This window comes from Pseudomonas sp. Bout1, from assembly GCF_034314165.1.
Taxonomy (GTDB): Bacteria; Pseudomonadota; Gammaproteobacteria; order Pseudomonadales; family Pseudomonadaceae; genus Aquipseudomonas.
Window position 1 is genome coordinate 1,011,089 of record NZ_JAVIWK010000001.1, and the last position, 26,305, is coordinate 1,037,393.

Annotated in this window: 28 protein-coding genes and 1 tRNA gene; 10 read left to right on the plus strand and 19 right to left on the minus strand. The window is 60.7% G+C overall.

What is annotated here, in order from left to right; translation table 11 throughout:
- Positions 1-12: 12 nt before the first annotated feature.
- From RGV33_RS04455 to RGV33_RS04480, 6 genes are all read right to left on the minus strand, one after another.
- Positions 13-612: a 50S ribosomal protein L25/general stress protein Ctc gene (locus RGV33_RS04455; protein WP_322143245.1), complete on the minus strand. Its 600-nt coding sequence runs from the start codon at positions 610-612 to the stop codon at positions 13-15.
- Between the two features lie 136 nt (positions 613-748).
- Positions 749-1,690, minus strand: coding sequence for a ribose-phosphate pyrophosphokinase (locus RGV33_RS04460; RefSeq protein ID WP_003208392.1), 942 nt, complete (start codon positions 1,688-1,690; stop codon positions 749-751).
- A gap of 45 nt (positions 1,691-1,735) precedes the next feature.
- Positions 1,736-1,810, minus strand: a tRNA-Gln gene (locus RGV33_RS04465).
- Positions 1,811-1,846: 36 nt separating this feature from the next.
- The gene (ispE, locus tag RGV33_RS04470) at positions 1,847-2,698 is read right to left on the minus strand and encodes a 4-(cytidine 5'-diphospho)-2-C-methyl-D-erythritol kinase (protein WP_322143246.1); all 852 of its coding nucleotides are present in this window, start codon (positions 2,696-2,698) and stop codon (positions 1,847-1,849) included.
- 1 nt (position 2,699) lies between these two features.
- Positions 2,700-3,317 (minus strand): lipoprotein insertase outer membrane protein LolB, encoded by a 618-nt coding sequence (gene lolB / locus RGV33_RS04475; RefSeq protein WP_063033130.1) that lies wholly within the window; start codon positions 3,315-3,317, stop codon positions 2,700-2,702.
- A gap of 4 nt (positions 3,318-3,321) precedes the next feature.
- On the minus strand, positions 3,322-5,046 hold the full coding sequence (locus RGV33_RS04480; protein WP_322143247.1) for a tetratricopeptide repeat protein: 1,725 nt from the start codon (positions 5,044-5,046) through the stop codon (positions 3,322-3,324).
- Between the two features lie 274 nt (positions 5,047-5,320).
- On the opposite strand from RGV33_RS04480, the gene hemA reads away from it, so the two are divergent.
- From hemA to RGV33_RS04510, 6 genes are all read left to right on the plus strand, one after another.
- Complete coding sequence (gene hemA, locus RGV33_RS04485) at positions 5,321-6,610, plus strand: glutamyl-tRNA reductase (protein WP_008432265.1); 1,290 nt, start codon at positions 5,321-5,323, stop codon at positions 6,608-6,610.
- On the plus strand, positions 6,607-7,689 hold the full coding sequence (gene prfA, locus RGV33_RS04490; RefSeq protein ID WP_322143248.1) for a peptide chain release factor 1: 1,083 nt from the start codon (positions 6,607-6,609) through the stop codon (positions 7,687-7,689). The genes hemA and prfA overlap by 4 nt, the downstream gene beginning before the upstream one ends.
- Positions 7,690-8,517 carry a peptide chain release factor N(5)-glutamine methyltransferase gene (gene prmC, locus RGV33_RS04495; protein ID WP_322143249.1) on the plus strand — a complete coding sequence of 276 codons (828 nt, stop codon included), beginning with the start codon at positions 7,690-7,692 and terminating at the stop codon, positions 8,515-8,517.
- Positions 8,514-9,269 carry a molybdopterin-synthase adenylyltransferase MoeB gene (locus tag RGV33_RS04500; protein WP_322143250.1) on the plus strand — a complete coding sequence of 252 codons (756 nt, stop codon included), beginning with the start codon at positions 8,514-8,516 and terminating at the stop codon, positions 9,267-9,269. The genes prmC and RGV33_RS04500 overlap by 4 nt, the downstream gene beginning before the upstream one ends.
- A complete protein-coding gene (murI, locus tag RGV33_RS04505) occupies positions 9,262-10,056 on the plus strand; it encodes a glutamate racemase (RefSeq protein WP_322143251.1) in 795 nt (264 codons plus the stop codon). Before RGV33_RS04500 ends, murI begins: the two co-directional genes overlap by 8 nt.
- A 111-nt stretch (positions 10,057-10,167) precedes the next feature.
- On the plus strand, positions 10,168-10,686 hold the full coding sequence (locus RGV33_RS04510; RefSeq protein ID WP_322143252.1) for an acyloxyacyl hydrolase: 519 nt from the start codon (positions 10,168-10,170) through the stop codon (positions 10,684-10,686).
- A gap of 134 nt (positions 10,687-10,820) precedes the next feature.
- Here RGV33_RS04510 and RGV33_RS04515 read toward each other — a convergent pair whose 3' ends face one another.
- The 12 genes from RGV33_RS04515 to RGV33_RS04570 all read right to left on the minus strand — a co-directional run bounded on the left by RGV33_RS04515 (position 10,821) and on the right by RGV33_RS04570 (position 20,825).
- Positions 10,821-11,126 carry a YkgJ family cysteine cluster protein gene (locus tag RGV33_RS04515; protein WP_003208416.1) on the minus strand — a complete coding sequence of 102 codons (306 nt, stop codon included), beginning with the start codon at positions 11,124-11,126 and terminating at the stop codon, positions 10,821-10,823.
- 54 nt (positions 11,127-11,180) lie between these two features.
- Positions 11,181-11,672 carry a DUF2878 domain-containing protein gene (locus tag RGV33_RS04520; RefSeq protein WP_322143253.1) on the minus strand — a complete coding sequence of 164 codons (492 nt, stop codon included), beginning with the start codon at positions 11,670-11,672 and terminating at the stop codon, positions 11,181-11,183.
- On the minus strand, positions 11,665-12,936 hold the full coding sequence (locus tag RGV33_RS04525; protein WP_322143254.1) for a cyclopropane-fatty-acyl-phospholipid synthase family protein: 1,272 nt from the start codon (positions 12,934-12,936) through the stop codon (positions 11,665-11,667). The genes RGV33_RS04520 and RGV33_RS04525 overlap by 8 nt, the downstream gene beginning before the upstream one ends.
- Positions 12,923-13,729, minus strand: coding sequence for a DUF1365 domain-containing protein (locus RGV33_RS04530; RefSeq protein ID WP_322143255.1), 807 nt, complete (start codon positions 13,727-13,729; stop codon positions 12,923-12,925). The genes RGV33_RS04525 and RGV33_RS04530 overlap by 14 nt, the downstream gene beginning before the upstream one ends.
- Complete coding sequence (locus RGV33_RS04535; protein WP_322143256.1) at positions 13,726-14,973, minus strand: NAD(P)/FAD-dependent oxidoreductase; 1,248 nt, start codon at positions 14,971-14,973, stop codon at positions 13,726-13,728. Before RGV33_RS04535 ends, RGV33_RS04530 begins: the two co-directional genes overlap by 4 nt.
- Positions 14,970-15,752 carry an SDR family NAD(P)-dependent oxidoreductase gene (locus RGV33_RS04540; protein WP_322143257.1) on the minus strand — a complete coding sequence of 261 codons (783 nt, stop codon included), beginning with the start codon at positions 15,750-15,752 and terminating at the stop codon, positions 14,970-14,972. The genes RGV33_RS04535 and RGV33_RS04540 overlap by 4 nt, the downstream gene beginning before the upstream one ends.
- Positions 15,749-16,171, minus strand: coding sequence for a nuclear transport factor 2 family protein (locus RGV33_RS04545; protein WP_322143258.1), 423 nt, complete (start codon positions 16,169-16,171; stop codon positions 15,749-15,751). The genes RGV33_RS04540 and RGV33_RS04545 overlap by 4 nt, the downstream gene beginning before the upstream one ends.
- Positions 16,164-17,609: a deoxyribodipyrimidine photo-lyase gene (gene phrB, locus RGV33_RS04550; RefSeq protein ID WP_322143259.1), complete on the minus strand. Its 1,446-nt coding sequence runs from the start codon at positions 17,607-17,609 to the stop codon at positions 16,164-16,166. The genes RGV33_RS04545 and phrB overlap by 8 nt, the downstream gene beginning before the upstream one ends.
- Positions 17,610-18,539, minus strand: a complete 930-nt coding sequence (locus RGV33_RS04555) for a MerR family transcriptional regulator (RefSeq protein ID WP_322143260.1) — start codon at positions 18,537-18,539, stop codon at positions 17,610-17,612.
- Between the two features lie 3 nt (positions 18,540-18,542).
- Positions 18,543-19,514 carry a DUF523 and DUF1722 domain-containing protein gene (locus RGV33_RS04560; protein ID WP_322143261.1) on the minus strand — a complete coding sequence of 324 codons (972 nt, stop codon included), beginning with the start codon at positions 19,512-19,514 and terminating at the stop codon, positions 18,543-18,545.
- Between the two features lie 112 nt (positions 19,515-19,626).
- Complete coding sequence (locus RGV33_RS04565; protein WP_322143262.1) at positions 19,627-19,842, minus strand: TIGR02450 family Trp-rich protein; 216 nt, start codon at positions 19,840-19,842, stop codon at positions 19,627-19,629.
- Positions 19,839-20,825: an NAD(P)/FAD-dependent oxidoreductase gene (locus RGV33_RS04570; RefSeq protein WP_322143263.1), complete on the minus strand. Its 987-nt coding sequence runs from the start codon at positions 20,823-20,825 to the stop codon at positions 19,839-19,841. The genes RGV33_RS04565 and RGV33_RS04570 overlap by 4 nt, the downstream gene beginning before the upstream one ends.
- A gap of 209 nt (positions 20,826-21,034) precedes the next feature.
- Between RGV33_RS04570 and RGV33_RS04575 the strand changes: the two genes are divergently transcribed.
- Both RGV33_RS04575 and hemH read left to right on the plus strand, forming a co-directional pair.
- The gene (locus RGV33_RS04575; RefSeq protein ID WP_322143264.1) at positions 21,035-21,934 is read left to right on the plus strand and encodes a TIGR01777 family oxidoreductase; all 900 of its coding nucleotides are present in this window, start codon (positions 21,035-21,037) and stop codon (positions 21,932-21,934) included.
- 14 nt (positions 21,935-21,948) lie between these two features.
- Positions 21,949-22,974 (plus strand): ferrochelatase, encoded by a 1,026-nt coding sequence (gene hemH / locus RGV33_RS04580; protein ID WP_322143265.1) that lies wholly within the window; start codon positions 21,949-21,951, stop codon positions 22,972-22,974.
- Positions 22,975-23,093: 119 nt separating this feature from the next.
- Here the strand turns inward: hemH and algW are convergent, their stop codons facing one another.
- Positions 23,094-24,248 carry a Do family serine endopeptidase AlgW gene (gene algW, locus RGV33_RS04585; RefSeq protein ID WP_003208442.1) on the minus strand — a complete coding sequence of 385 codons (1,155 nt, stop codon included), beginning with the start codon at positions 24,246-24,248 and terminating at the stop codon, positions 23,094-23,096.
- Between the two features lie 102 nt (positions 24,249-24,350).
- Between algW and RGV33_RS04590 the strand changes: the two genes are divergently transcribed.
- Positions 24,351-25,109 carry a Nif3-like dinuclear metal center hexameric protein gene (locus RGV33_RS04590; protein WP_322143266.1) on the plus strand — a complete coding sequence of 253 codons (759 nt, stop codon included), beginning with the start codon at positions 24,351-24,353 and terminating at the stop codon, positions 25,107-25,109.
- 278 nt (positions 25,110-25,387) lie between these two features.
- Positions 25,388-26,305 carry a sulfate adenylyltransferase subunit CysD gene (gene cysD, locus RGV33_RS04595; protein ID WP_099489720.1) on the plus strand — a complete coding sequence of 306 codons (918 nt, stop codon included), beginning with the start codon at positions 25,388-25,390 and terminating at the stop codon, positions 26,303-26,305.

Sequence of the window (26,305 nt, forward strand, 5' to 3'; positions counted from 1 at the left end):
TTACAGAGTGAATTACTCTGCAGCGCCTTCTTCAGCTTCTGGTGCAACGCGTGGAGCGTGTACGTTTGCAACAGCTTTGTCATCACCGTGAGCCAGTGCAACAAACTCAACGCCTTTAGGGGCCTTGAGGTCGGACAGGTGGATGATGTCGCCGATTTCAGCAGCCGACAGGTCGACTTCGATGAACTCAGGCAGGTCTTTCGGCAGGCAGCTAACTTCGATCTCAGCGGTAACGTGCGAGATTTCGCCGCCTTTCTTGATCGGAGCAGCTTCACCAACGAAGTGCACAGGCACGATAGCGGTCAGTTTCTGACCGGCTACTACGCGAACGAAGTCAGCGTGCAGCACGTGGCCTTTAGCTGGGTGACGTTGCAGTGCCTTGATGATGACGTTCTGCTTAGAGCCGCCAACGTTCAGCTCGATGATGTGGCTGTAGGCCGCATCGTTTTCGAGCAGTTTGGCAACTTCTTTGGCCAGCATGCTGATGGATTCAGGGGCTTTGTCGCCACCGTAAACTACAGCTGGAACCAGGCTTGCGAGACGACGCAGGCGGCGGCTCGCACCTTTCCCCAGGTCGGAACGCAGTTCAGCATTCAAAGTAAAATCGTTCATGTTGTATCTCCAAAATAACCACATTCGCCCTAGCGTTTGCGACCAGCGCTAAAGGCGATATGGGCAAAAAAGCCCCGCCCCAACAGAATGCTGGGGCGGGGCGCTTTTCGTCAGGTTGATGCCTAAGGTGTGACCCTTAACGGAACATCGCGCTGATCGATTCTTCGTTGCTGATGCGGCGAACCGCTTCGGCAACTACCGGTGCGATATCCAGTTGACGGATACGCGAACAGGCTTGAGCTGCAGCGGACAACGGGATGGTGTTGGTCACCACCAGTTCGTCCAGCATTGAGTTCTCGATGTTCTCGATCGCTCGGCCCGACAGCACAGGGTGTGTGCAGTAGGCGAAGACTTTTGCTGCTCCGTGCTCTTTCAAGGCTTTTGCCGCGTGGCACAGGGTGCCGGCGGTGTCGACCATGTCATCAACCAGAATACAGGTACGCCCTTCGACATCACCGATGATATGCATCACTTCAGAGTGATTGGCTTTCTCACGGCGTTTGTCGATGATCCCGAGATCAACGCCCAAGGATTTGGCAACAGCCCGTGCACGCACGACGCCACCAATGTCCGGGGACACGATCATCAGGTTTTCAAAGCGCTGGTCTTCGATGTCATCCACCAGAACGGGGGAGCCGTAGATGTTATCTACCGGAATATCGAAGAACCCCTGGATTTGGTCAGCGTGCAGGTCAACCGTGAGAACACGGTCGATACCTACCACGGTCAGCATGTCAGCAACGACTTTCGCGCTGATAGCTACACGTGCGGAACGCGGACGGCGATCCTGACGGGCATAACCAAAGTAAGGGATTACAGCTGTGATTCGAGTCGCTGAGGAGCGGCGGAAGGCATCAGCCATCACGACGAGTTCCATCAGGTTATCGTTGGTCGGAGCGCAAGTCGGCTGAATAATGAAGACGTCTTTACCGCGGACGTTTTCATTGATCTCGGCTGTAATTTCGCCGTCGGAGAATTTACCGACAGAGATGTCACCGAGAGGGATATGCAGCTGACGTACAACACGCCGAGCCAGATCGGGGTTGGCATTCCCCGTAAAGACCATCATCTTGGACACGCGCAGTACCTAGAGGCTGAGGGTAACCTGGATGAGTATAGAAAATGGCAGGGGCGGCTGGATTCGAACCAACGCATGGCAGGATCAAAACCTGCTGCCTTACCGCTTGGCGACGCCCCTGTATCTGTTGCAACGAGTACCCAGTACTCGGTTCCTTTAGAGCAGACTTTGCAGCTTGCGATGCAACATCGAAACGTTGCTTCCCTTTGCTACAAACCCTGTAAGGGTCTCTGTAAGAAGGGCCGAGACTTTATCAGCTTCAGCTTTGCTTGGGAAGCCCCCAAACACACAACTTCCAGTTCCGGTTAATTTTGCTTCGGTAAAATTACCTAACAAATTCAAAGCGTTACGTACATCTGGATAACGCCTTGCTACAACCGGTAAGCAGTCATTTCGACTGTTTCCCTTGGGAACGGGGCGCACTTTAATGGGAGGAGAGTTACGTGTCAACAGTGGATCTGAAAAAATTTCTGCTGTACTTACAGATACTTGCGGAACAAGCACGACATACCACGGCTCTTCGGGGTCTACAGGGGTGAGTTTCTCCCCCACGCCCTCGGCAAAAGCGGCGTGCCCACGCACGAAAACCGGGACGTCCGCACCCAGTGTCAGGCCCAGCGCCGCCAGGCGATCGTGGTCCCAACCCAGTTGCCACAAGTGATTCAAGCCGAGCAACGTCGTCGCGGCATTCGAGCTGCCGCCACCGATGCCGCCGCCCATGGGCAGGATTTTTTCGATCCAGATATCGATGCCCAATGGGCAACCGGATTGTTCCTGAAGTTTTTTCGCGGCCCTCACAATCAGGTTGCTGTCGTGAGGCACGCCTTCGAATTCGGTGTGCAGTTGAATCACGCCGTCATCGCGAACGGCGAAAGTCAGCTCATCGCCGTAGTCGAGAAACTGAAAAATAGTCTGCAATTCGTGATAGCCGTCTTCACGGCGACCGAGAATGTGCAGCATCAAATTCAGTTTGGCCGGGGAGGGCAGGGTCAGCCGTTGCGTGGTCATGTCACTGCCCCAGCTTGCGCGGTTGCCAGTCCTTGATCACCAGCGTGACGTCAAGGTCGGTGCCATGCAGCTTGATGCGCTCGGGCAGCCAGTAACCGTTCTGTTGCACATAGCTCAGGTACTCGACCTGCCAGCCATCCTGCTCCAGCGATGCCAGGCGGCTGTCGCCATTGAGGCTCAGGCGGCTTTTGCTGTCGGGTGCGGGAAGGCCGCGCACCCACCACACCAGATGCGATACGGGGAGTTTCCAGCCCATCTGTTCTTCCAGCAGGGCTTCCGGCGTCGGGGCCTCAAAGCGGCCCTGGTTGGCCACTTCCAGGCTGACCTGGCCCGGTCGGCCGGTCAGGCGCGCGGCACCACGGCCCAGCGGGCCAGACAGGCGAATATCGTAGTAGTCCTGGCGTTGCAGCCAGAACAAGGTGCCGCTGCCCGAATCCTTCGGCGCACGAATACCGACCTTGCCTTCAATCTGCCAGCCATCGAGGCTGCTCAGTTGATCCTTGTGCTGCTGCCATTGCGCCGGGTTGCCCGGGCCTTCGACAGATTCACGGGTGCCAAGGCCCGAACAGCCGGCGAGCAGGGCGATAAAGCTGAAAACGATGACGTGGCGCAAAAACATAGAATTAAAGGGTCTCGGATCCGGTCAGGCGCTTGATGGTGCTGCGCAGGATTGGGCTTTCGGGCTGTTCCTTGAGGAACTTCTCCCAGATTTGTCGCGCTTCACGCTGCTTGCCATTGGCCCAGAGCACTTCGCCCAGGTGCGCGGCCACTTCCTGGTCGGGGAAGCGCTCCAGCGCCTGGCGCAGCAAGCGTTCGGCTTCATCCAGGTTGCCCAGGCGGTAATTCACCCAGCCGAGGCTGTCGAGTACGGCCGGGTCTTCCGGGTTCAGCTGGTGAGCCTTTTCAATCAGCTCCTTGGCTTCGGCGTAACGCGTTGTACGGTCGGACAAGGTGTAACCCAGGGCGTTCAGTGCCATGGCGTTGTCCGGGTCACGCTTGATGATCAGGCGCAGGTCTTTTTCCATCTGCGCCAGGTCATTGCGTTTTTCCGCCTGCATGGCGCGGGTGTACAGCAGGTTCAGGTCGTCGGGGTATTGCAGCAGGGCTTGCTGGAGGATTTTCCAGGCGCGGTCGCCCTGCTTGTTGGCCGACAAGGTCTCGGCCTGGATCAGGTACAGCTGAATCGCGTAGTCCGGTTCGGCATCCCGTGCGGCAGCCAGGCGTTTTTCCGCCTCGTCGGTGCGGCCGTTGTTCATCAGGATGTCGGCCTGGCGCAGTTGCGCCGGCAGGTAATCATTGCCGGGGCCGACCTGGGCGTATTCAAGCAGCGCGGCCTGCGGGTCGTTGCGCTCTTCAGCGATACGGCCCAGGTTCAAGTGCGCTGAATCCACGTGGCTGTCGCGGGCGATCAAGTCTTCCAGGTAACCCTTGGCCTCATCCCATGCCTTGGCTTCCAGGCACACCAGCGCCAGGGAATAACGCAGTTCATCATCGTCCGGGTATTGCTGGACGAGGTTGGCGAACTGCACCTTGGCGTCTTCCATGCGGTCCTGTTCAACCAGCATGCGCGCATAGGTCAGCAGCAAGCGCTTGTCGCCCGGGTACTTCTTGATGCTTTTTTCCAGCAGGGGAATCGCTTCCTTGCCGCGGTTGAGGTTTTGCAGCAGGCGGGCACGCAGCAGGATCGGCGCGATTTCGCCATCCTCCGGCGGGTGTTGCTCCAGCAGCTTCAGGGCTGCCTCGGGCTCATCGTCCTGTTGCAGCAACAGCGCCTTGCCGAAAATCAGCTGGCTGTTGTTCGGGTGTTTTTGCAGCAGGCGGTCGAAACTCTTCATCAGGCCGTTGCGGGTGTCCTGATCGGTGTCGGCAGCCGACAGCGCGAGAAAGTCGAAATGCGTGTCGCCCTTGCCCTGCAGAACCTTCTCCATATACACCATGGAGTCGTCATAGCGCCCGGCGCGCGCCAGCTGAATTGCCGCCGCACGTTGCGCCTCGAGATCGTCCGGGGCGTTTTTCGCCCAGATCAGCGAGGAATCCAGGGCCGCCTGATCGGCGCCCAAGTACTCGGCGATGCGAAACGCCCGCTCCGAAATCCCCGGATCCTGGGTATTAATGGCCTGGGTCACGTAGTTATCCAGGGCAATGTCGAAACGATTGCGCTGGCCGGCCAGCTCCGCGCTCAACAGACTGAAGATCGTCTCTTCACTGAACGAGGAATAAACCTTGGGCTTTTCAGGGGCGGGGGTGCTGTCTTCTACCGGCGGCGTACCGTCCGGCGACACGGGTGCCATGGCCTGGCAGCCGCTGAGGAAGACAAAAGCAAGGAGCAACGCGGAAGATCTATTCATATAGGAAGAGGACGACTAACCTGCGGTCGGATCATCATGACACAAGCCTTCGGCCAAACATAACCGTGTAGGAGCGAGCTTGCTCGCGAAGAACCAGAGGACAACGCGTTTTATCCCGTAAGCCAGCGTTATCGTTTACGACCATCGCGAGCAAGCTCGCTCCTACAGATGGCCTTTATAGGCGTAAGCTACTAGGACAATAGCCTACGGTGGTTGTTCTGAATCATTCGAAGTAGGACAATTGTCGGCTTCCCGACATCATCAGCGATATTGAATGGCCTTCCTTGCACTCGGTATTAACCACAAGACTGCTTCTGTAGACGTGCGCGAGCGCGTGGCTTTTACGCCCGAGCAGTTGGTTGAGGCCTTGCAGCAGCTCTGCCGGCTCACCGACAGTCGCGAAGCTGCGATCCTTTCGACCTGTAATCGCAGCGAGCTCTATATAGAGCAGGAACATCTCTCAGCGGATGTGGTGCTGCGCTGGCTGGCCGATTACCACCATTTGAGCCTCGATGAGCTGCGCCAAAGCTCATATGTGCACGAAGAGGATGCGGCAGTTCGTCACATGATGCGCGTCGCTTCCGGGCTGGACTCGCTGGTGTTGGGCGAACCGCAGATTCTCGGCCAGATGAAATCGGCCTACGCCGTGGCCCGCGAGGCCGGGACGATCGGCCCGCTGCTGGGGCGCCTGTTCCAGGCCACCTTCAATTCTGCCAAGCAAGTGCGCACCGACACCGCCATCGGTGAAAACCCGGTGTCCGTGGCGTTTGCCGCGGTCAGCCTGGCCAAACAGATTTTCAGTGACTTGCAACGCAGCCAGGCCCTGCTGATCGGCGCCGGCGAGACCATCACCCTGGTCGCCCGTCACCTGCATGAACTGGGCGTGAAGCGCATCGTGGTTGCCAACCGCACTCTGGAGCGCGCCAGCATCCTGGCCGAGCAGTTCGGTGCCCATGCGGTGTTGCTTTCCGACATCCCGGCCGAACTGGTGCGCAGCGATATCGTCATCAGCTCCACCGCCAGCCAGTTGCCGATCCTCGGTAAAGGCGCGGTGGAAAGCGCCCTTAAACTGCGCAAGCACAAGCCGATCTTTATGGTGGATATCGCGGTTCCCCGGGATATCGAGCCTGAAGTTGGCGAGTTGGACGACGTTTACCTCTACAGTGTCGACGACCTGCACGAAGTGGTCGCCGAAAACCTCAAGAGTCGCCAGGGTGCTGCCCAGGCCGCCGAGGAAATGGTCAGCACCGGCGCCGACGATTTCATGGTGCGCCTGCGTGAATTGGCGGCGGTAGACGTGCTCAAGGCCTACCGTCAGCAAGGCGAACGCCTGCGCGACGAGGAATTGATCAAGGCCCAGCGTATGCTCGCCAACGGCAGCAGCGCCGAAGACGTGCTGATGCAACTGGCGCGCGGCCTGACCAACAAATTGCTGCACGCTCCCAGTGTTCAGTTGAAAAAGCTTACCGCTGAAGGCCGCCTCGATGCGCTGGCCATGGCCCAGGAACTCTTTGCCCTCGGTGAGGGCGCGACAGAAAGCTCTTCGGATAAAAAACCGCAATGAAAGCGTCACTGCTCAATAAACTGGACGTCCTTCAGGACCGTTTCGAAGAACTGACCGCCTTGCTTGGCGATGGCGAGGTCATCTGCGATCAAACCAAGTTCCGCACCTATTCCAAGGAATACGCGGAAGTTGAACCGATTGTGCGCACCTATACCCAGTTGCTCAGGGTTCAGGCCGACCTCGAAGGCGCCCAGGCGCTGCTCAAGGACAGCGACCCGGACATGCGCGAAATGGCCGTTGAAGAAGTGCGTGAAGCCAAGGACAAGCTGATCGACCTGGAAGGCGACCTGCAACGCATGCTGCTGCCCAAGGACCCCAACGACGGGCGCAACGTGTTCCTCGAAATCCGCGCCGGTACCGGCGGTGACGAGGCGGCGATTTTCTCCGGCGACCTGTTCCGCATGTATTCGCGCTATGCCGAACGTCGTGGCTGGCGCGTCGAGATCCTGTCCGAGAACATCGGTGAGCACGGCGGCTATAAAGAAGTCATCGCCCGGGTTGAAGGCGAGAATGTCTACGGCAAGCTGAAGTTCGAGTCTGGCGTGCACCGTGTGCAGCGGGTTCCGGCGACGGAATCCCAGGGCCGTATCCACACCTCGGCGTGCACCGTGGCCGTGTTGCCCGAGCCGGACGAGCAGGAAGCCATCGAGATCAACCCGGCGGACCTGCGGGTCGACACCTACCGCTCATCGGGCGCGGGTGGCCAGCACGTCAACAAGACTGACTCCGCGATTCGTATCACTCACCTGCCTTCGGGCATCGTGGTGGAGTGCCAGGAAGAACGTTCCCAGCACAAGAACCGTGCGCGGGCCATGTCCTGGCTGTCGGCCAAGCTCAACGACCAGCAGACCAGCGCCGCCGCCAATGCAATTGCCAGCGAGCGCAAGTTGCTGGTGGGTTCGGGCGACCGTTCCGAGCGTATCCGTACGTACAACTTTGCCCAGGGCCGGGTCACCGACCACCGCGTCAACCTGACGCTGTACTCCCTGGATGAAATCCTTGCCGGTGGCGTTGATGCGGTCATCGAGCCATTGTTGGCCGAATACCAGGCCGACCAGCTTGCGGCGATAGGTGAATAAATGACCATTATTGCCAGCCTGCTGCGCGCCGCCGACCTCCCGGACTCGCCCACTGCGCGCCTGGACGTGGAATTGTTGCTGGCCGCTGCCTTGGGCAAGTCCCGTAGCTACCTGCACACCTGGCCAGAAAAAATCGTCAGCAGCGAAGCCGCACTGACCTTTGCCGACTACCTGCAACGCCGCCGCACCGGCGAGCCCGTGGCCTACATCCTTGGCCAGCAAGGTTTCTGGAAGCTCGACCTGGAGGTGGCTCCGCACACGCTGATCCCTCGTCCGGAAACCGAGATGCTGGTGGAGGCCGCCCTGGAATTGCTGCCGGCCACGCCTGCCAAAGTCCTCGACCTGGGCACCGGCAGCGGCGCGATTGCCCTGGCCCTGGCCAGCGAACGCCCGGCCTGGCAAGTGACGGCCGTCGACCGCGTGCTGGAAGCCGTGGCCCTGGCCGAACGCAACCGCCAGCGCCTGCACCTCAATAACGCCACGGTGCTGAACAGCCATTGGTTCAGCGCCCTCGAAGGCCACACCTACAACCTGATCATCAGCAACCCACCGTATATAGCCGACACCGACCCTCACCTGGTGGCCGGTGATGTGCGCTTTGAACCGGCCAGTGCACTGGTGGCCGGGCACGACGGCCTGGACGACCTGCGGCTGATCATCGCCCAGGCGCCTGCGCACCTCGACGCTGCAGGCTGGTTGTTGCTGGAACACGGTTACGACCAGGCACCGGCGGTACGCGACCTGCTGCTGGGCGAGGGCTTCGAAGACGTCCACAGCCGCATCGACCTGGGCGGCCACGAACGCATCACCCTGGGGCGCCGCCCGTGATGAATGATCAGGAGCTGTTGCGCTATAGCCGACAGATTCTGTTGCAGCATGTCGACATCGAAGGCCAGTTGCGCCTCAAAAGCAGCCGCGCGCTGATCGTCGGGCTCGGTGGCCTCGGTTCGCCGGTGGCGCTGTACCTGGCGGCGGCAGGTGTGGGTGAGTTGCATTTGGCGGATTTCGACACCGTCGACCTGACCAACCTGCAACGCCAGATCATCCATGACACCGACAGCGTCGGCCTGAGCAAGGTCGACTCGGCGATTCGCCGCCTGAGCGCGATCAATCCTGAAATTCTGCTGCTCGCCCATCGCAGCGCGCTGGATGCCGATTCCCTCGCGGCCGCCGTGGCGGCAGTCGATGTGGTGCTCGATTGCAGCGACAACTTCTCCACCCGCGAGGCGGTCAACGCTGCGTGTGTCGCTGCCGGCAAGCCGCTGGTCAGCGGCGCGGCGATTCGCCTCGAAGGCCAGTTGTCGGTGTTTGACCCGCGCCGCCCCGAAAGCCCCTGCTACCACTGTTTATATGGGCATGGCAGCGAGGCCGAACTGACCTGCAGCGAAGCCGGCGTCATCGGCCCGCTGGTGGGGTTGGTCGGCAGCCTGCAAGCCTTGGAAGCCCTGAAGTTGCTGGCCGGTTTCGGCGAGCCGCTGGTAGGAAGGCTGTTGTTGATTGACGCGCTGACCACGCGGTTCCGTGAGCTGCGGGTCAAGCGCGACCCCGGTTGCAGTGTGTGCGGTAGCCAACATGGTTAAGGACGCGCCGATTGGTGTGTTCGACTCCGGTGTCGGCGGCCTGTCGGTGCTGGACGAAATCCAGCGCCTGCTGCCACGTGAGTCGTTGCTGTACGTGGCAGATTGCGGGCACATCCCCTACGGCGAGAAAACCCCGGCATTCATCCTTGATCGCTCGCGACGAGTGGCGCAGTTTTTCCGTGAGAAGGGCGCCAAAGCCTTCGTGATTGCCTGCAATACGGCGACTGTTGCGGCGGTCGCTGACTTGCGCCAGGACTACCCCGACTGGCCGCTGGTAGGCATGGAGCCTGCCGTTAAACCCGCCGCCGCCGCGACCCGCAGTGGCGTGGTCGGCGTGCTGGCAACCACCGGCACCCTGCAAAGCGCCAAGTTCGCTGCCTTGCTCGACCGCTTTGCCACCGATGTACGGGTGATCACCCAGCCATGCCCTGGCCTGGTGGAGTTGATCGAGACCGGCGACCTGGGCAGCCCGGCCCTGCGCCTGTTATTGCAACGCTACGTCGAACCGCTGATTGCCGCCGGTTGCGACACCATCATCCTTGGCTGTACCCACTATCCCTTCCTCAAGCCATTACTCGCCGAGATGCTCGCGCCGACGATCATTTTGATCGATACCGGTGCGGCAGTAGCGCGTCAATTGCAGCGCCTTTTGAGTGATCGCGAACTGCTGGCCACCGGTAATCCGCAGCCTGCTCAGTTCTGGACCAGCGGCGATCCACAGCATCTAAGAAATATCCTACCGACCCTATGGAAATCTCCTGGCGTTGTGCGTAGTTTTGGCGTGTGAAAAAAACGTGAAATAACGCGTTTATCCGCTGAACTTCTGGCTACGCGGCAGCTTCTATAGCAAGTTAGCCGGTACAAAATCATACAACTTCGTTCGGAAAGGATGTTTCTTATGAAGCGCTTATTCTGTTTGGCTGCGATTGCGGCCGCAATGTTGGGGCACTCTTTTACAGCACAGGCGGCGGGCCTGGAGTTTGGAGTGGGGAGCACGAGCGATTCGACCATGACTTATCGGTTGGGGTTGACCTCGGATTGGGACAAAAGCTGGTGGCAGAGCAGCACCGGTCGCCTGACAGGGTACTGGAGCGGTGCCTATACCTATTGGGAAGGTGACGAGCGCGCGGGGGCCAGCAGCCTGTCGTTCGCGCCGGTATTTGTGTATGAATTTGCCGGGGAAAAGGTAAAGCCGTACATCGAAGCGGGGATTGGCGTGGCGGTGTTCTCGCGCACACGTCTTGAAGACAACAACATCGGCCAGGCTTTCCAGTTTGAAGACCGACTGGGCTTTGGCCTGCGCTTTGCCGGCGGGCATGAGGTGGGCATTCGGGCCACCCATTACTCCAATGCCGGGATCAGCAGCAATAACGATGGTGTCGAGAGCTATTCGCTGCACTACACGATGCCGCTGTAACTCTCAAGAACACCGCAAACCCCCTGTAGGAGCTGGCTTGCCAGCGGTGCAGGCACCTCGGTGCATCAGTTACACCGAGTTGATGCTATCGCCGGCAAGCCAGCTCCCACAGTTGATCTATATCGGTTTCAAAATCAGCGATATACCGTCGCAATCCCCTGGCGCTCGTCAATACACTCCGGCGCGCCCATCTCGAATTCCCGGCAGATCAGCGGCCGCTTCTCGTAAATCGTGCACATCATCGTGTCGCGATCCAGCGCCGCGCACCAACCGTCATCCAGGCGCAGCATGACTTCGCCGCCCCAATCGTCGGTATCGATAAAGCGATCAGGCACGCCGGTATCGGTGATCAGCATCACTTCCAACTGGCAGCAGCACGCGGCGCAGGTGGAGCAGGTGACGGCGGGTTCGGCGATTTGTGTGTGGGGGATGTTGGTCATAGGCGCGCAGTGTAAGGCAAGCGGCTTACGTGTGTGTGAAAGGCCTGACGGACGTCAGTGTGACAACTGCCTGGCGACCCAGTGCAGCAAGGGGAATATCATCCCCCAGAGTAACGCCAGGCCGATGAAGGTCGGCACGGTGGCGTAGCCGAAACTGACGCCGGCCAATTGGCTGCCCGCGTAATAAGACAGCGGCCCGCCCACTGCGCCCAACAGACTGGCGCGCCACCAGGGCTGTGCGCTCCAGGCCAGGCAATGGCGCAGCGTGGTCGCCAGCAATGCCCACAACAGGATCAGCCACAAAGGCGCCAGCGGCCCGGGCAGGCTGAAATGGAACACCCCAAATGCGCGCAGTGAGGTGTCGATCACTGTGCCTAAAAGGGTGACCGCAAGCATCACCTGGCCCTCCTCTGACCACGAACTTATCCACAGCAGATGGACCGCCAGCACGGCCAATCCCACCAACAGCCACAGGCTATCGCCGCCCAGCACACAGGCAAACCAACCGCACTGGAACAGCACGGCATTCGCCAGCGGTTTAAGCATCAAAGCGCCCGAGCAACGGTTGGGTCAGCGCCGCCGGCTTGGCCAGGAGCATTTGCGCGGTGCCGATGGTGCGCTCCATAAAGCCGCCTTCGCAGTAGCACAGGTAAAACTCCCACAGCCGCAGGAAGTATTCGTCGTAGCCCATTTCTGTCAGACGGCCATGGGCTCGGCGAAAGTTCTCGTGCCACAGGCGCAGGGTTCGCGCGTAGTGCAGGCCGAAATCCTCCATGTGCAGCAGGTTCATGTCGGTGTCGCGGCTGATCACCTCCAGCATCTTCTGCACGCAGGGCAGGGCGCCGCCGGGGAAGATGTAGCGCTGGATGAAATCCACACTGTTCTTGGCCTGCTCGTAGCGCTGCTCACGAATGGTGATGGCTTGCAGCAACATCAGGCCGTTGCCCTTGAGCAACTGCGCACACTGTTTGAAATAGGTGGGGAGGAAGCGATGGCCCACCGCTTCGATCATCTCGATCGATACCAGCTTGTCGTATTGCCCGGTCAGGTCGCGGTAGTCCTCCAGCAGCAGCGTCACCTGATTCTGCAAACCCAGGGCCTCGATGCGTTTTTCGGTGTAGGCAAACTGTTCCTTGGACAAGGTGGTGGTGGTGACCTTGCAGCCATACTGCTGCGCCGCGTAAATCGCCATGCTGCCCCAGCCGGTGCCGATTTCCAGCAGGTGGTCCGACGGTTTCAGTGCGAGTTTCTGGCAGATGCGCTCCAGCTTGTTCAGCTGCGCCTGTTCCAGGGTGTCATCGGCGGTAAGGAACTGCGCCGCCGAATACATCATGGTCGGGTCGAGGAATTCTTCGAACAGGTCATTGCCCAGGTCGTAGTGGGCGGCGATGTTTTTCTGCGAACCCTTGCGCGTATTGCGGTTGAGCCAGTGCAGGCCCTGGGTGAAGGGCCGTGCCAGTTTGGCCAGGCCGCCTTCGAGTGCATCCAGCACGTCGAGGTTGCTGACCATCACGCGCACTACGGCGGTCAGGTCCGGGCTGCTCCAGTAACCATGGATAAATGCCTCGCCCGCGCCGATGGAACCGTTGGCCGCCACCAGGCCCCACACGGCGGAGTCGAGTATCTGGATTTCCCCCAGCAGGTGCGCTTCCCGTGCGCCGAAGACTTGCCGTTCGCCATCCTCGACCACCACCAACTGGCCGTGGCGCAATTGGCCGAGCTGGCGCAACACCGCTTTGCGCAGCAGCGCAGCGGTCATGCCGTTGACGTTCAAGCGGTTGGATTTGACCGATAAGCTAGGGGATTTCATGGCGGCGATCCTTGGTATACCCGACTGCGGTGCGAGAGGCGCCTTCGGCGGCGTGATGGGGAAAAATCGGCGTGCGTTTAAGCAGCAGGCGCAAGGCCTGCCAGTAAATTGCGAGGCAGGTCTTGGCGGTCATCCACGGGAAGCGCCACAGGTAGCGGTGCAGGCTGGCGCGGTTCAAGGCTTCGCGTTGCAGGCTTAACGTGGCGTCGAAGACTTTCAGCTCGCCCTGCCAATCGGCCATGTGCACGCCGAGTTTGGCGGCGGGCGGGCTGAAGCTCATGCGGTATTCGAGGTCGCGGGGCAAAAACGGCGAGACATGAAACGCCTTGGCCACGGCGAAGTGCTGATGCTCGCCGGCAGGCAACGCCTGGGCCGGCAGCACGTAGTGATAGCGCTCGCGCCACGGGGTGTTGGTCACTTCACAGAGGATCGCGGCCAGCGTTCCATCGGCCTCGAAACAGTAGAAGAAACTCACCGGGTTAAAGGCCAGGCCCCAACTGCGGGCCTGGGTCAGCAGGCAGATTACGCCCGAGGGGATGCGCCCCAGGGCCTTGCCAACTTCTTGGCGTACGGCATCGGTCAAACTCATGCCGTGACGGGTAAATTCACGCAGGTAGTCCTGCTGGCGAAACGCGAACGGCGCCCAGCGGTCGCCCGCCAGTGGCGACAAGCCGAACACTTCGTTTTGTTCGCTGAGGTCCAGGTACAAAAGGCCGATCCGGTAGCGGAAGGCATGGCCCTTGGGCACAAACCGCCGGTGGGCGATCCAGCCGCTGTACAGGGCGCTGTTCACAGGACTTCCCCGAACGCCTTGGCCACGCGCAACGCGCTGACCACGCCGTCTTCGTGAAAACCGTTGGCCCAATAGGCGCCGCAATAATAGGTGTGCTGCGCGCCATGCAATTCTTCCCAGCGCGCTTGCGCGGCCACGGCGGCCAGGCTGTATTGCGGGTGGGCGTAGGTGTAGCGGGCCAGGACTTTGAGCGGGTTGATCATCGCCGTCTGGTTCAGGCTCACGCAAAAAGTGGTGGCGCTGTCGATGCCTTGCAGGATGTTCATGTCGTAGGTCACGGCGGCCTGTTTTTGCGCACTGCCGTCCAGGCGGTAATTCCAGCTGGCCCAGGCCAGTTTGCGGTCGGGCAGTAACCGGGTGTCGGTGTGCAGCACTACGTCGTTGTCGGCATAGGGCAGGGCGCCGAGGATCTGCTGCTCGGCCAGGCTTGCATCACCCAGCAGTGCCAGCGCCTGGTCGCTGTGGCAAGCGAACACCACTTTATCGAATGGCTCACTGCCGGCGGCGCTGTGGACAACTGCACCGATGGGGGTGCGCTCAACCCGGGTGACCGGGCAATTGAGGCGAATCTTTTCGCGAAACGAGGCGGTCAGCGGCGCGATATATTGGCCGGAACCGCCTTCGATCACGCACCACTGCGGCCGGTTGCTCACCGACAACAAGCCGTGGTTCTTGAAGAACCGCACAAAGAATTGCAGGGGAAAGCCAAGCATGTCCGAAAGCGACATCGACCAGATCGCCGCACCCATCGGCACGATGTAATGCTGGATAAACCGCTGGCCGTAGCCGCCGGCCTGCAGGTACTCGCCCAGGGTCATTTCGGCGCTGATGCGTTGCTCTTGCAGGTCCAGCGGCGCCTGGCGGTTGAAACGCAGGATGTCGCGCAACATGCCCCAGAACCCCGGCGACAGGATATTGCGACGCTGGGCGAACAGGCTGTTGAGGTTGTTGCCGTTGTACTCGAACCCGGCGCCCGGGTCGCACACCGAAAAGCTCATCTCGGTGGGCTTGAACCTCACGCCGATCTGCCCCAGCAGCTTGATGAAGTTGGGGTAGGTCCAGTTGTTGAATACGATAAAACCGGTGTCTACCGCATAGCCTTTGCCATCAACCGTGACATTCACCGTGTGGGTGTGCCCGCCGATGCGATCACCGGCTTCGAACAGGGTGATGTCGTGGCGGCGACTGAGCAGATAGGCGCTGGTCAGCCCGGCAATGCCGCTGCCGATAATGGCGATCTTCACAGGTCGTCCTTCTTCGGCGGCGGGCTACGCAGCATGCGTTTGCCGATGATCAGCTTGGCGCGGTTCGGCAGTTTCGACAGCGGCCACATCGCGGCAATGAACAGGGCGGGGAAGGCAATTTCCAATGGGCGGGTTTGCAGCTTGGCGAAAATATGCCGTGCGGCCTTGTCCGCCGGCCAGCTCAAGGGCATGGGGAAATCGTTGCGTGCGGTCAGCGGCGTATCGACAAACCCCGGGCTGACCACAGTCACGTCAATGCCTTCGGGCGACAGGTCGATGCGCAGGGATTCGAACAAGTAACGCAGGCCTGCCTTGGAGGCGCCATAGGCTTCTGCCCTGGGCATCGGCAGGTAGGTCACGGCGCTGGCAACGCCGACCAGGTGAGGAGTATGACCTGCGCGCAAGAGCGGCAGGGCGGCCTCGATGCAGTAACTGCTGGCCAGCAGGTTGGTGCGTACTACGTGTTCGATGATCGAGGAATCGAACTGCCGGACGTCCACGTATTCGCAGGTGCCGGCGTTAAGAATTACGGTGTCCAGCGAGCCCCAGGCCGCGGCGATATGCTCGCCGATTTCGCGCACGGTCTGGCTGTTGGTCAGGTCGCCTGCCACCACCAGCACTTGCCCGGGGTACGCCTGCGCGAGCTCGTCCAGCGGCGCTTTGGAGCGGGAGCTGACGGCCACATGGGCGCCGCTGCCGAGCAGCGCCTTGGCCAGCTCGGCACCGATGCCACTGCTGGCGCCGGTCAACCAATAACGCCGTGGAGGTGTAAGGCTCATCCCATTCTCCTTTTCAGCCAACTGACCACGCCGCCGAGGACCGGCACGTGTTCGTACAGCAATGCACCTGCGTCGAAATAATCCCGGTGGCAATACACCTTGTCGCGCCACAGCAAGTGCGAACAGCCTTCGACGCGAATCACCTCACCCTTGGCCAGGCGCGGGTGGCAGAAGCTCATTTTCCAGCGCAGGTAACCTTCGCCTTCTGCCACCTGGTCGAAACCGTGGAAGTCGAAGCGCAACTGGGTGACGTTGTCGTACAGCTCGGCGAAGTAGCGGTGCAGCGCCGGTAACCCGTGCACCTCGTGCAGCGGGTCGGTGAAGCTGATGTCCTGGCTGTACAGGCTGTCGAGCAGGTGCAGGTTGTGTTTGTCCACACTGGCAAAGGCTTGGGCAAACCTGCGCAGGAAATCACTCATGGCTGCCTCCGGCTGCCTGGCGTGAAGGCAGGCTGCGGAAGGCGGCGAGGGCGCGCTCGCGAGACTTTTTCAGGTCGACAATAGGACGAGGATAGTCGGCCACGCCAAACAGGCCGCCCATGGCGTCGGGGTTGTGTACTTCTTTTTTGTTCAACGTCGCCAGTTGCGGCAGCCAGTGCTTGATGAATACGCCTTCGCCGTCGAATTTTTCCGACTGGCTCAAGGGGCTGAAAATTCGGAAATACGGTGCCGAATCGGTGCCGGTGGAGGAGCTCCACTGCCAGCCGCCGTTGTTGGCCGCCAGGTCGCCGTCGATCAGGTGGCGCATGAAAAAGCGCTCGCCCTCACGCCAGTCGATCAGCAGGTTTTTGGTCAGGAACATCGCCACCACCATGCGCAGGCGGTTGTGCATCCAGCCGGTTTCCAGCAATTGGCGCATGGCCGCATCGATAATCGGCAGGCCGGTGCGTGCTTCCTGCCAGGCCTTCAGGTCCTGCGGGCTGTGGCGCCAGGCCACGGCTTCGGTCTCCGGGCGGAACGCGCGATGGCGCGAGACCCGTGGGTATCCCACCAGAATATGCTTGTAGAACTCGCGCCACAGCAGCTCGTTGATCCAGGTGATGGTGCCCACATCGCCGCTTTCGAATTCACCCTGGTTGCTTTGCAGCGCGGCGTGCAGGCATTGGCGCGGCGAGACCACGCCCGCGGCGAGGTAGGCTGACAGCTGGCTGGTACCAGGTTTGGCCGGGAAGTCGCGTTCGTCCTTGTAGTAGCTGATTTGTGCATCGGCAAACTGGTCGAGACGGCGCCGGGCCTCGGTTTCGCCGGCAGGCCACAGGGCACGCAAGGCTTCGCTCGGCGTGGCAAAACCGTCGACGTGAGCCGGGACCGGGTCGCTTTTGAGTGTGAGCGGCGCTTGTGACTTGGGGGTCGCGACCAGGCGCGGCAAGGCGCTGTGCAGGCGGTTGTAGCAGACCTTGCGGAACTGGCTGAACACCTGGAAATACGTACCGGTCTTGGTCAGGACGCTGCCGGGCTGGAAAAACAATTGGTCCAGGTAACGGTGGAACGTTATGCCCTTGCCTTCGAGGGCCAGGGCCACGGCGGCGTCGCGCTGGTCTTCGTGGATACCGTATTCGTCATTGACGTGCACCGATTCGATCGACAATTGCTCGCACAGGTCAGCGAGAACCTGCGGTGCCTCATCCCAGGTCGAGGCATGGCGGATCAATAATGGGATGTTCAACTCGCCCAGTGCCACGCTCAGGCTATTGAGGTTGCGCAGCCAGAAGTCGATTTTGCACGGCGCGTCATCGTGGGCCAGCCATTGCTGCGGGCTGATCAGGTAGACAGCCGCTGTCGGGCCGCGCTGTGCGGCGGCGGCGAGGGCGGTGTTGTCGTGTAGGCGCAGGTCGGTGCGCAACCAGATCAAGTGCATTTAAATAAGTCCATGCTGGATCAGAGCCTGATGGGCCGACAATGGGTCTTCGGCCAGGAGCAATTCAGGAATGTCTTGGGTTAATACGGTCAGCTCGGCCTGGTGGATGCATACCGTTGGTCCGGTTATCAGCTTTGGGCAACTGAAGCCGCTCAACAGTTTGCCCAGCGCCGGCACCTGGAGTGCCTTGCTCGAATACAGCAGTACCGCGCGCGGTTGCAGGTGTTCGACAGCCAGGGCCAGTTCGCCGGCCGGCAATGGCCAGTCGAAGACCTCCACCGGGCAATCGGCACTGCTGGCCAGCCAGGCGGTAAGCCACAAATGCGGCTCCAGTGGCAGGTCGGAGTGGTTGATCAGCAGAAGCGGCGCGCCGTTGAGCTGGCGGTTGTTGTGGTACATCCGCGCACCGAACTTGCTGCGCAGCCAGGAATAGAAAAACACCCGCTCCATCTGTGCGCCGAACTGGCCTTGCCAGCGCAGTTCAAGCTCCTTGAGCAACGGCAGCAAAAGCTGCTCGCACAAGGTGCGCGGCGGGTACAGCGCCATGGCCTGGTTGAAGGCGTCATCCACCCGGCGCTCGGCCAGTTCGCTGATGGCCTGCAACAGGTGCTGGCGGCGGTTGTGCCATTCGTTTTCCACCGGCGATTCGCTGGTGGTGTGGGCGGTGTCGATCAGGCTCTTGACCTGGCTCACCGGTACGCCGCGGTTGAGCCAGGTCAGGATGGTGTGGATGCGTTGCACATGCTCGGCACTGAACAGCCGATGCCCCTTGGGCGTGCGCTGGGGCACGATCAAGCCGTAGCGCCGTTCCCAGGCGCGCAGGGTTACAGCGTTGACGCCGGTCTGGCGCGCCACTTCGCGAATCGGCAGCCAGCCTTGTTCCAGGGCCTGGGCAATGTCTTCGACAGGTTCTTGCAGGGGAAGATTCATAGGTTAAATCGCATTACGCAGGCTGAGGTTTTCCGGGTGCGGTTGCAGGTAGGCCTGCTGCGCGATGTAGCGGTCCGGGTGCTGGCGAAAATGGTGCTTGAGCAGGGTCAGCGGCACCACCAGCGGCACGATGCCCTGGCGGTATTGGCCAATGATGGCCTGCATTTCCTGTTTGTCCTCGGCGCTGATGGCTTGCTTGAGGTAGCCGCTGATGTGTTGCAGCACGTTGGTGTGGGTGCCACGGGTGGCGCATTGGGTCAGCGCGGTCATCAGTTCGCCGAAGTAGCCGGTAGCCAGTGCGTCAAGGTCGACGTCTTTGCGCATGCTGCCCAGCAGGTTGCCGAGGCTTTTGTAATGCACCGGGCTGTGGGCCATCAGCAAGTATTTGTAGCGCGAGTGAAATTCCAGCAAGCGGTGGCGGGTCAGGCCCTCGGCAAGCAATTGCTGCCAGGTGGCGTAGACGAACACCCGGGTCAGGAAGTTTTCCCGCAGCACTGGGTCATTCAGCCGACCGTCTTCTTCCACCGGGAGATTGGGATGGCGCGCGCAAAAGGCCTGGGCATAGATGCCGCGACCGCCGCCGTCGATGGGCATGCCGTTGTCCTGATAAACCTTGACCCGCTCCAGGCCACAGGACGGGGATTTCTGCATGAAGATATAGCCGCAGAGGTCGGTGTGTTCCGCGGCCATTTGTTGGCCGTAATCGTCCAGTGGCTGGGTTACGTTGAGTTCGCGGTGCACGGTGCCCACGGCCTGGGGTTTGAGCGGGTCGCCCACCAGGCGAATCGGCTCGCGAGGGATGCCCAGGCCGATGGCTACTTCCGGGCACAGCGGCACGAAGTCGAAATAATCGGCCAGGGTCTGGCTACACAGCTGGGATTGTTTATGCCCGCCGTTGAAGCGCACGTTCTCGCCCAACAGGCAGGCGCTGATGGCGATTTTCGGTTTGCCGGTGGCGGGCAGGGTGCTGGACATGGCCAAACCTCGATGAAATTCCTGTACAGAGTTAAATTTCTGTACAACTTAAACTCATCATAGGTTTGAAGCTGTACAAGTCAAATAATTTGTACAGGTATTTGCGTGATGGCTATTGCCAGCCAATTTTCCAGTCTTCGGCGTTTTGCAGGGTTTGCCAGGCCAGGCGCTGCACGCGGCGGGTCATCACGGCCTCCAGTTCGATTTCCTGCACATCGCCCTCATCATCGCGCAGCAACTGGGTCACCAGGAAATGTTTTTCCTTGTGCTGCGGGCGGGTTGCTGTCCACTTCGACAGCAGCAATTTGGCCGGGTTGATGCGGTTCATTGCAGGTGCTCGATTAACCGCCGCGCCGCTTCCTGCCCGCTGAGCCAGGCGCCTTCCACACGGCCTGACAGGCACCAGTCACCGCACACGTACAAGCCCAGGTCGGCGTCGGCGAGCACGCCAAATTCATGGCTGGTGGACGGGCGCGCATACAGCCAGCGGTGGGCCAGGGCGAAGGAAGGCGCAGGCATGGCGCTGTGCAGCAGTTCGGCAAAGGCGCCATGCAAGTGTTCGATTACCGCTTCCTTGGTGAGGTCCAGGTGTTGCTTGCTCCAGGTGCTGGTGGCGTGCAGCACCCAGGTGTCGAGGGTGGTGTCGCGCCCCGGTTTACTGCGGTTGCGGGCCAGCCAGTCGAGCGGGCTGTCCTGCACGAAGCAGCCTTCCATGGGCGTATCCAACGGCTTGTCGAAGGCCAGCGCGATGGTCCAGGTAGGGTCCATTTTCACCCCGGCGGCGGCACTCGCCAGCTTGGGCGCGGCGGCCAGCAGGGCGGTGGCTTGCGGGGCCGGGGTGGCGATGATCACGTGGCTGAACGGGCCGTGGCTTTCGCCATCGGCGTCCAGCAGGTTCCAATGCTGTTTGCCCTGGAACACTTCGGTGATGCGGCAACCGAACTGCACCGGCAAGTCATCGAGCAGGGCGCGGGTAATCGCGCTCATGCGCGGCGTACCGACCCAGCGGATCTGTTCATCGGGGGAGGGCGTCAGTTGCCCGGACTTGAAGTTGTACAGCTGTGGCTTCCATTGTTCGGCGCAACCATTGGCTTGCCAGCGTTGCACTTCGATGACGAAGCGTCGGTCGCGCGCAGTAAAGTACTGCGCACCCATGTCCAAGGCGCCGGCATCACTGCGCTTGCTGGACATGCGGCCGCCACTGCCGCGGCTTTTATCGAAAAGTTGTACAACGTGCCCCGCGTCTTTTAACGCTCGGGCGGCGGAGAGACCGGCGATGCCGGTGCCTATGATCGCGATGGGAACAGTCATGGGAGGCCTCGTTTTACCGTTGGGTACAGACTACGCCGACACCAATAGCTGTACAATATTGTTTTTTGGTATAAGTTTTGGCGTACCTGATCGTTTGGCGTGACCTATGGTTAAACCTGAAGGTTTAACCAGCGTTGCGCCCGATTAAAACATCCCTGTTTATAAAATAGACTAAGGGTGGTCGGCGAACGTTACACGAGGAACAACTCATGCACATTTTGCTGACCGGCGGTACCGGTTTGATCGGCCGCCAACTCTGCCAACACTGGCTTGCCCAAGGCCATCGCCTTACGGTCTGGAGTCGCCATCCCGAACGAGTAGCCAAACTGTGCGGTGCTCGAGTGCGTGGGGTCGCCCGGCTGCAAGACATAAGCGAGGCAGTGGACGCCGTGGTCAACCTGGCTGGCGCGCCGATTGCCGACCGGCCATGGACCCATAAACGCAAGGTGCTGCTGTGGAGCAGCCGGATTGGTCTGACCGAAACGTTATTGGCCTGGCTTGAGGGCCTTGAGCAAAAACCGCAGGTGTTGATCTCCGGCTCTGCGGTCGGTTGGTATGGCGACGGCGGCGAGCGTGAGCTGACCGAAGACAGCGGCCCGGTGCAGGACGATTTCCCCAGCCAACTGTGTATTGCCTGGGAAGAAAGCGCCCAGCGCGCCGAGGCGTTTGGCCTGCGTGTCGTACTGGTGCGCACCGGCCTGGTGCTGGCGGCAGAGGGCGGCTTTTTGTCGCGGCTGCTGTTGCCGTTCAAATTGGCGCTGGGCGGGCCTATCGGCAATGGTCGGCAGTGGATGCCGTGGGTCCATATAAAGGATCAAATCGCCCTGATTGATTTTCTTCTGCACAGGAGCGATGCCCGCGGTCCTTATAATGCCTGCGCGCCACACCCGGTGCGCAACCTTGAGTTCGCCAAGACATTGGGCAAGGTGCTGCACCGCCCGGCGTTCATGCCCATGCCGGCGTTTGCCTTGCGCATCGGCCTGGGTGAGCTGTCGGGCTTGTTGCTGGGCGGCCAGCGGGCGTTGCCGCAGCGGCTGCTGGCGGCCGGTTTCACTTTCCAGTTCACTGAGTTGCACGCGGCCCTGGACGACTTGTCCAGCCGCCTCTAGAGATAGGATGTTGCATGACGGATCACGCGTTGTTACTGGTCAACCTGGGTTCTCCGGCGTCTACGTCGGTGGCGGATGTGCGCAGCTACCTCAATCAATTCCTGATGGACCCTTACGTCATCGACCTGCCGTGGCCGGTGCGGCGCTTGCTGGTGTCGCTGATCCTGATCAAGCGCCCCGAGCAATCGGCCCATGCCTACGCCTCGATCTGGTGGGACGAAGGCTCGCCGCTGGTCGTCCTTAGCCGCCGCCTGCAACAACAGATGACCGCGCAATGGACCCACGGCCCGGTGGAGTTGGCGATGCGTTATGGCGAGCCGTCGATTGAAACAGTGCTGGTGCGATTGGCCGGCCAGGGCATCAAGAAAGTAACCCTGGCGCCCTTGTACCCGCAGTTTGCCGACAGCACCGTGACCACGGTGATTGAAGAGGCCCACCGTGTGGTGCGGGACAAAAAGCTGGCAATCGAGTTTTCGATTCTGCAGCCGTTCTATGATCAGCCGGAATACCTCGACGCGTTGGCCAACAGTGCCAAGGCTTACGTGGAACAGGATTTTGATCACCTGTTGCTTAGTTTTCACGGGCTGCCGGAACGTCACCTGAAAAAGCTCGACCCTACCGGGCAACACTGTTTCAAGGACGCCAACTGTTGCCAGAATGCCTCTGCCGAGGTGCTTGCCACCTGCTATCGCGCCCAGTGCTTCAGCGTTGCGCGGGACTTTGCCGAGCGCCTGGGCTTGCCGGACGGCAAGTGGTCGGTGGCGTTCCAGTCGCGGCTCGGCCGGGCCAAGTGGATCGAACCCTACACCGAGGCACGCCTTGAAGCATTGGCTCAACAAGGGGTGAAGAAGTTGCTGGTGATGTGCCCGGCGTTCGTGGCGGACTGCATCGAGACACTGGAGGAGATTGGCGATCGTGGGCTGGAGCAGTTCCGCGAAGCGGGGGGCGAGGAGTTGGTGTTGGTGCCTTGCTTGAATGATGACCCGCAGTGGGCGGTGGCGCTCAATACCTTGTGTGAGAGAGCGCCGGTGGCCTTGTAGGAGCAAGCTTGCTCGCGATGGTCGTTAACGATGACGCTGGCATCCTCAATCAACGCGGCACCCTCCAGGTTTTTCGCGAGCACGCTCGCTCCTGCAGGGACCGCGTTCAGCCCTGGCTTTTATTCTTCTTCTTTGACCGGCGCCGGCGGCGGACGCAGGCCGATTTCTGCCGACAGCTTGATCTCCTTGCCGTTGCGCATCACCTGGATCGCCACCTTGTCGGTTGGCTTGATCCGCGCTACCTGGTTCATCGACTTGCGGCCATCACCGGCCGGTTCGCCGTCGATGCTGAGGATCACATCCCCCAATTGCAGGCCGGCTTTCTGCGCCGGGCCGTCGCGGAAGATCCCGGCGACCACGATGCCCGGGCGCCCGGTCAGGCCAAACGACTCGGCCAGTTCCTTGGTCAGTGGTTGCACTTCAATCCCCAGCCAGCCACGAATTACCTGGCCATGCTCAATGATCGACTTCATCACTTCCGTGGCGAGTTTTACCGGGATGGCAAAGCCAATGCCCTGGGAGCCGCCCGACTTGGAGAAAATCGCGGTGTTGATGCCGGTCAGGTTGCCGTTGGCATCGACCAGTGCGCCGCCAGAGTTGCCGGGGTTGATCGCGGCGTCGGTCTGGATAAAGTCCTCGTAGCTGTTAAGGCCCAACTGGTTGCGCCCGGTGGCGCTGATGATGCCCATGGTCACGGTCTGGCCGACCCCGAACGGGTTGCCGATGGCCAGCGCCACGTCACCTACGCGCAAGCCTTCGGAGCGCCCGATGGTGATCGAGGGCAGGCCTTTCAAATCGATCTTGAGTACCGCGAGGTCGGTTTCCGGGTCGCTGCCGACCACCCGCGCCAGGGTTTCGCGGCCATCACGCAGGGCCACGACGATTTGGTCGGCGCCGGTGGTCACGTGGTTGTTGGTGAGGATGTAGCCTTCGGGGCTCATGATCACACCGGAGCCGAGGCTGGATTCCATGCGCCGCTGCTTGGGCGAGTTGTCGCCGAAATAGCGACGAAATTGTGGGTCTTCAAACAGTGGATGCGCCGGTTTGTTGATGACTTTGGTGGTGTACAGGTTGACCACGGCGGGGGCGGCGATCACCACCGCGTCGGCGTAAGTCACCGGGCCTTGTACCACCGCGCTGGTTTGCGGTGCCTGTTGCAGGTTGACATCGAGGGTCGGCAGGCCGACCAGTTGTGGATAACGCTGAATAATCAGCATCGCGATCAGCACGCCAGCCAACAATGGCCATCCAAAAAAACGCAGTGCCTTGAGCATTAAGAAAATCCTGACGGGTTGCAGGGGGCGGGAGAGCGCCCATAATGTCGCGCATTATACGAGGCCGTGAGCGCCTCTGAACGGGATATTTAGGAGTCTTTTATGGCTGTCGCCCTGAGCACCTTAGTCGAGGAAGCGGACCGCTACCTTAATAGTGCAAAAATCGCCGATTACTGCCCCAACGGCCTGCAAGTCGAGGGCCGCCCGCAAGTGCTGCGCATCGTCAGCGGCGTGACGGCGAGCCAGGCATTGCTGGACGCGGCGGTCGAAGCCCAGGCCGACCTGGTGCTGGTGCACCACGGTTATTTCTGGAAAGGCGAAAGCCCGTGCATCACCGGCATGAAGCAGCGCCGCCTGAAAACCCTGCTCAAGCACGACATCAGTCTGCTGGCCTACCACTTGCCCCTGGATGTGCACCCGGAAGTCGGCAACAACGTGCAACTGGCCCGGCAACTGGACATCACCGTCGAAGGCCCACTGGACCCCGACAACCTCAAGGTCGTGGGCCTGGTGGGATCCTTGGCCGAGCCCATGTTGCCCCGCGACTTCGCGCGCCGTGTGCAGGAGGCCATGGGCCGCGAGCCGCTGCTGATCGAAGGCAGCGAGATGATCCGCCGCGTCGGCTGGTGCACCGGCGGTGGCCAGGGTTACATCGACCAGGCGGTGCTTGCCGGGGTTGACCTGTACCTGAGCGGCGAAGCCTCGGAGCAGACCTTCCACAGCGCCCGGGAAAACGACATCAGCTTTATCGCGGCCGGGCATCACGCCACTGAGCGCTACGGTGTGCAGGCGCTGGGTGATTACCTGGCAAGGCGTTTTGCCCTGGAGCACCTGTTCATCGATTGCCCAAACCCCATATAAGAGCACCGACCTCCGTAGCAGCTGTCGAGCGCCAGCGAGGCTGCGTCGGCAGCACCGCCAAACCCGAACCAGGCGCCATACCCAGGCGCGCCCGACGCAGCCTCGCTGGCGCTCGACAGCTGCTACGGGGAAGGGGAGGTTTCAGCCAAACCCGGCGGTATATTGATATACCGTTTCGATCTAGCCAGCTCCCTCAATAGAATTAGGCGCTGTGCTAGCATGCCCCGCTCGAACACGGCCCGCTGGCCGTCCATAAGATCGTTTTTCCGTGAGTAGCCATGGTCGACAAACTGACGCATCTGAAACAGCTGGAGGCGGAAAGCATCCACATCATCCGCGAGGTCGCCGCCGAGTTCGATAACCCGGTGATGCTCTACTCGATCGGTAAAGACTCCGCCGTGATGCTGCACCTGGCACGCAAGGCATTTTTCCCGGGCAAGCTGCCGTTTCCGGTGATGCACGTCGACACCCGCTGGAAATTCCAGGAGATGTACAGGTTCCGCGACAAAATGGTCGAAGAACTGGGCCTGGACCTGATCACCCATATCAACCCCGATGGCGTGGCACAGAACATCAACCCGTTCACCCACGGCAGCGCCAAGCACACCGACATCATGAAGACCGAAGGCCTCAAGCAGGCCCTGGACAAGCATGGTTTCGACGCAGCGTTCGGCGGTGCCCGTCGCGATGAAGAGAAATCGCGCGCCAAAGAGCGCGTGTACTCGTTCCGCGACAGCAAGCACCGCTGGGACCCGAAAAACCAGCGCCCGGAGCTGTGGAACGTCTACAACGGCAACGTCAACAAGGGCGAGTCGATCCGCGTGTTCCCGCTGTCCAACTGGACCGAGCTGGACATCTGGCAGTACATCTACCTTGAAGGCATCCCGATCGTTCCGCTGTACTTCGCCGCCGAACGTGACGTGATCGAGAAGAACGGCACGTTGATCATGATCGACGACGACCGCATCCTCGAGCACTTGTCCGACGAAGACAAAGCCCGAATCGTCAAAAAGAAAGTACGTTTCCGTACCCTTGGCTGCTACCCGTTGACGGGTGCGGTGGAGTCCGAAGCCGAGACGCTGACGGACATCATTCAGGAAATGCTCCTGACGCGAACTTCCGAGCGCCAGGGCCGTGTCATCGACCACGATGGTGCCGGCTCGATGGAAGATAAAAAACGTCAAGGCTATTTCTAA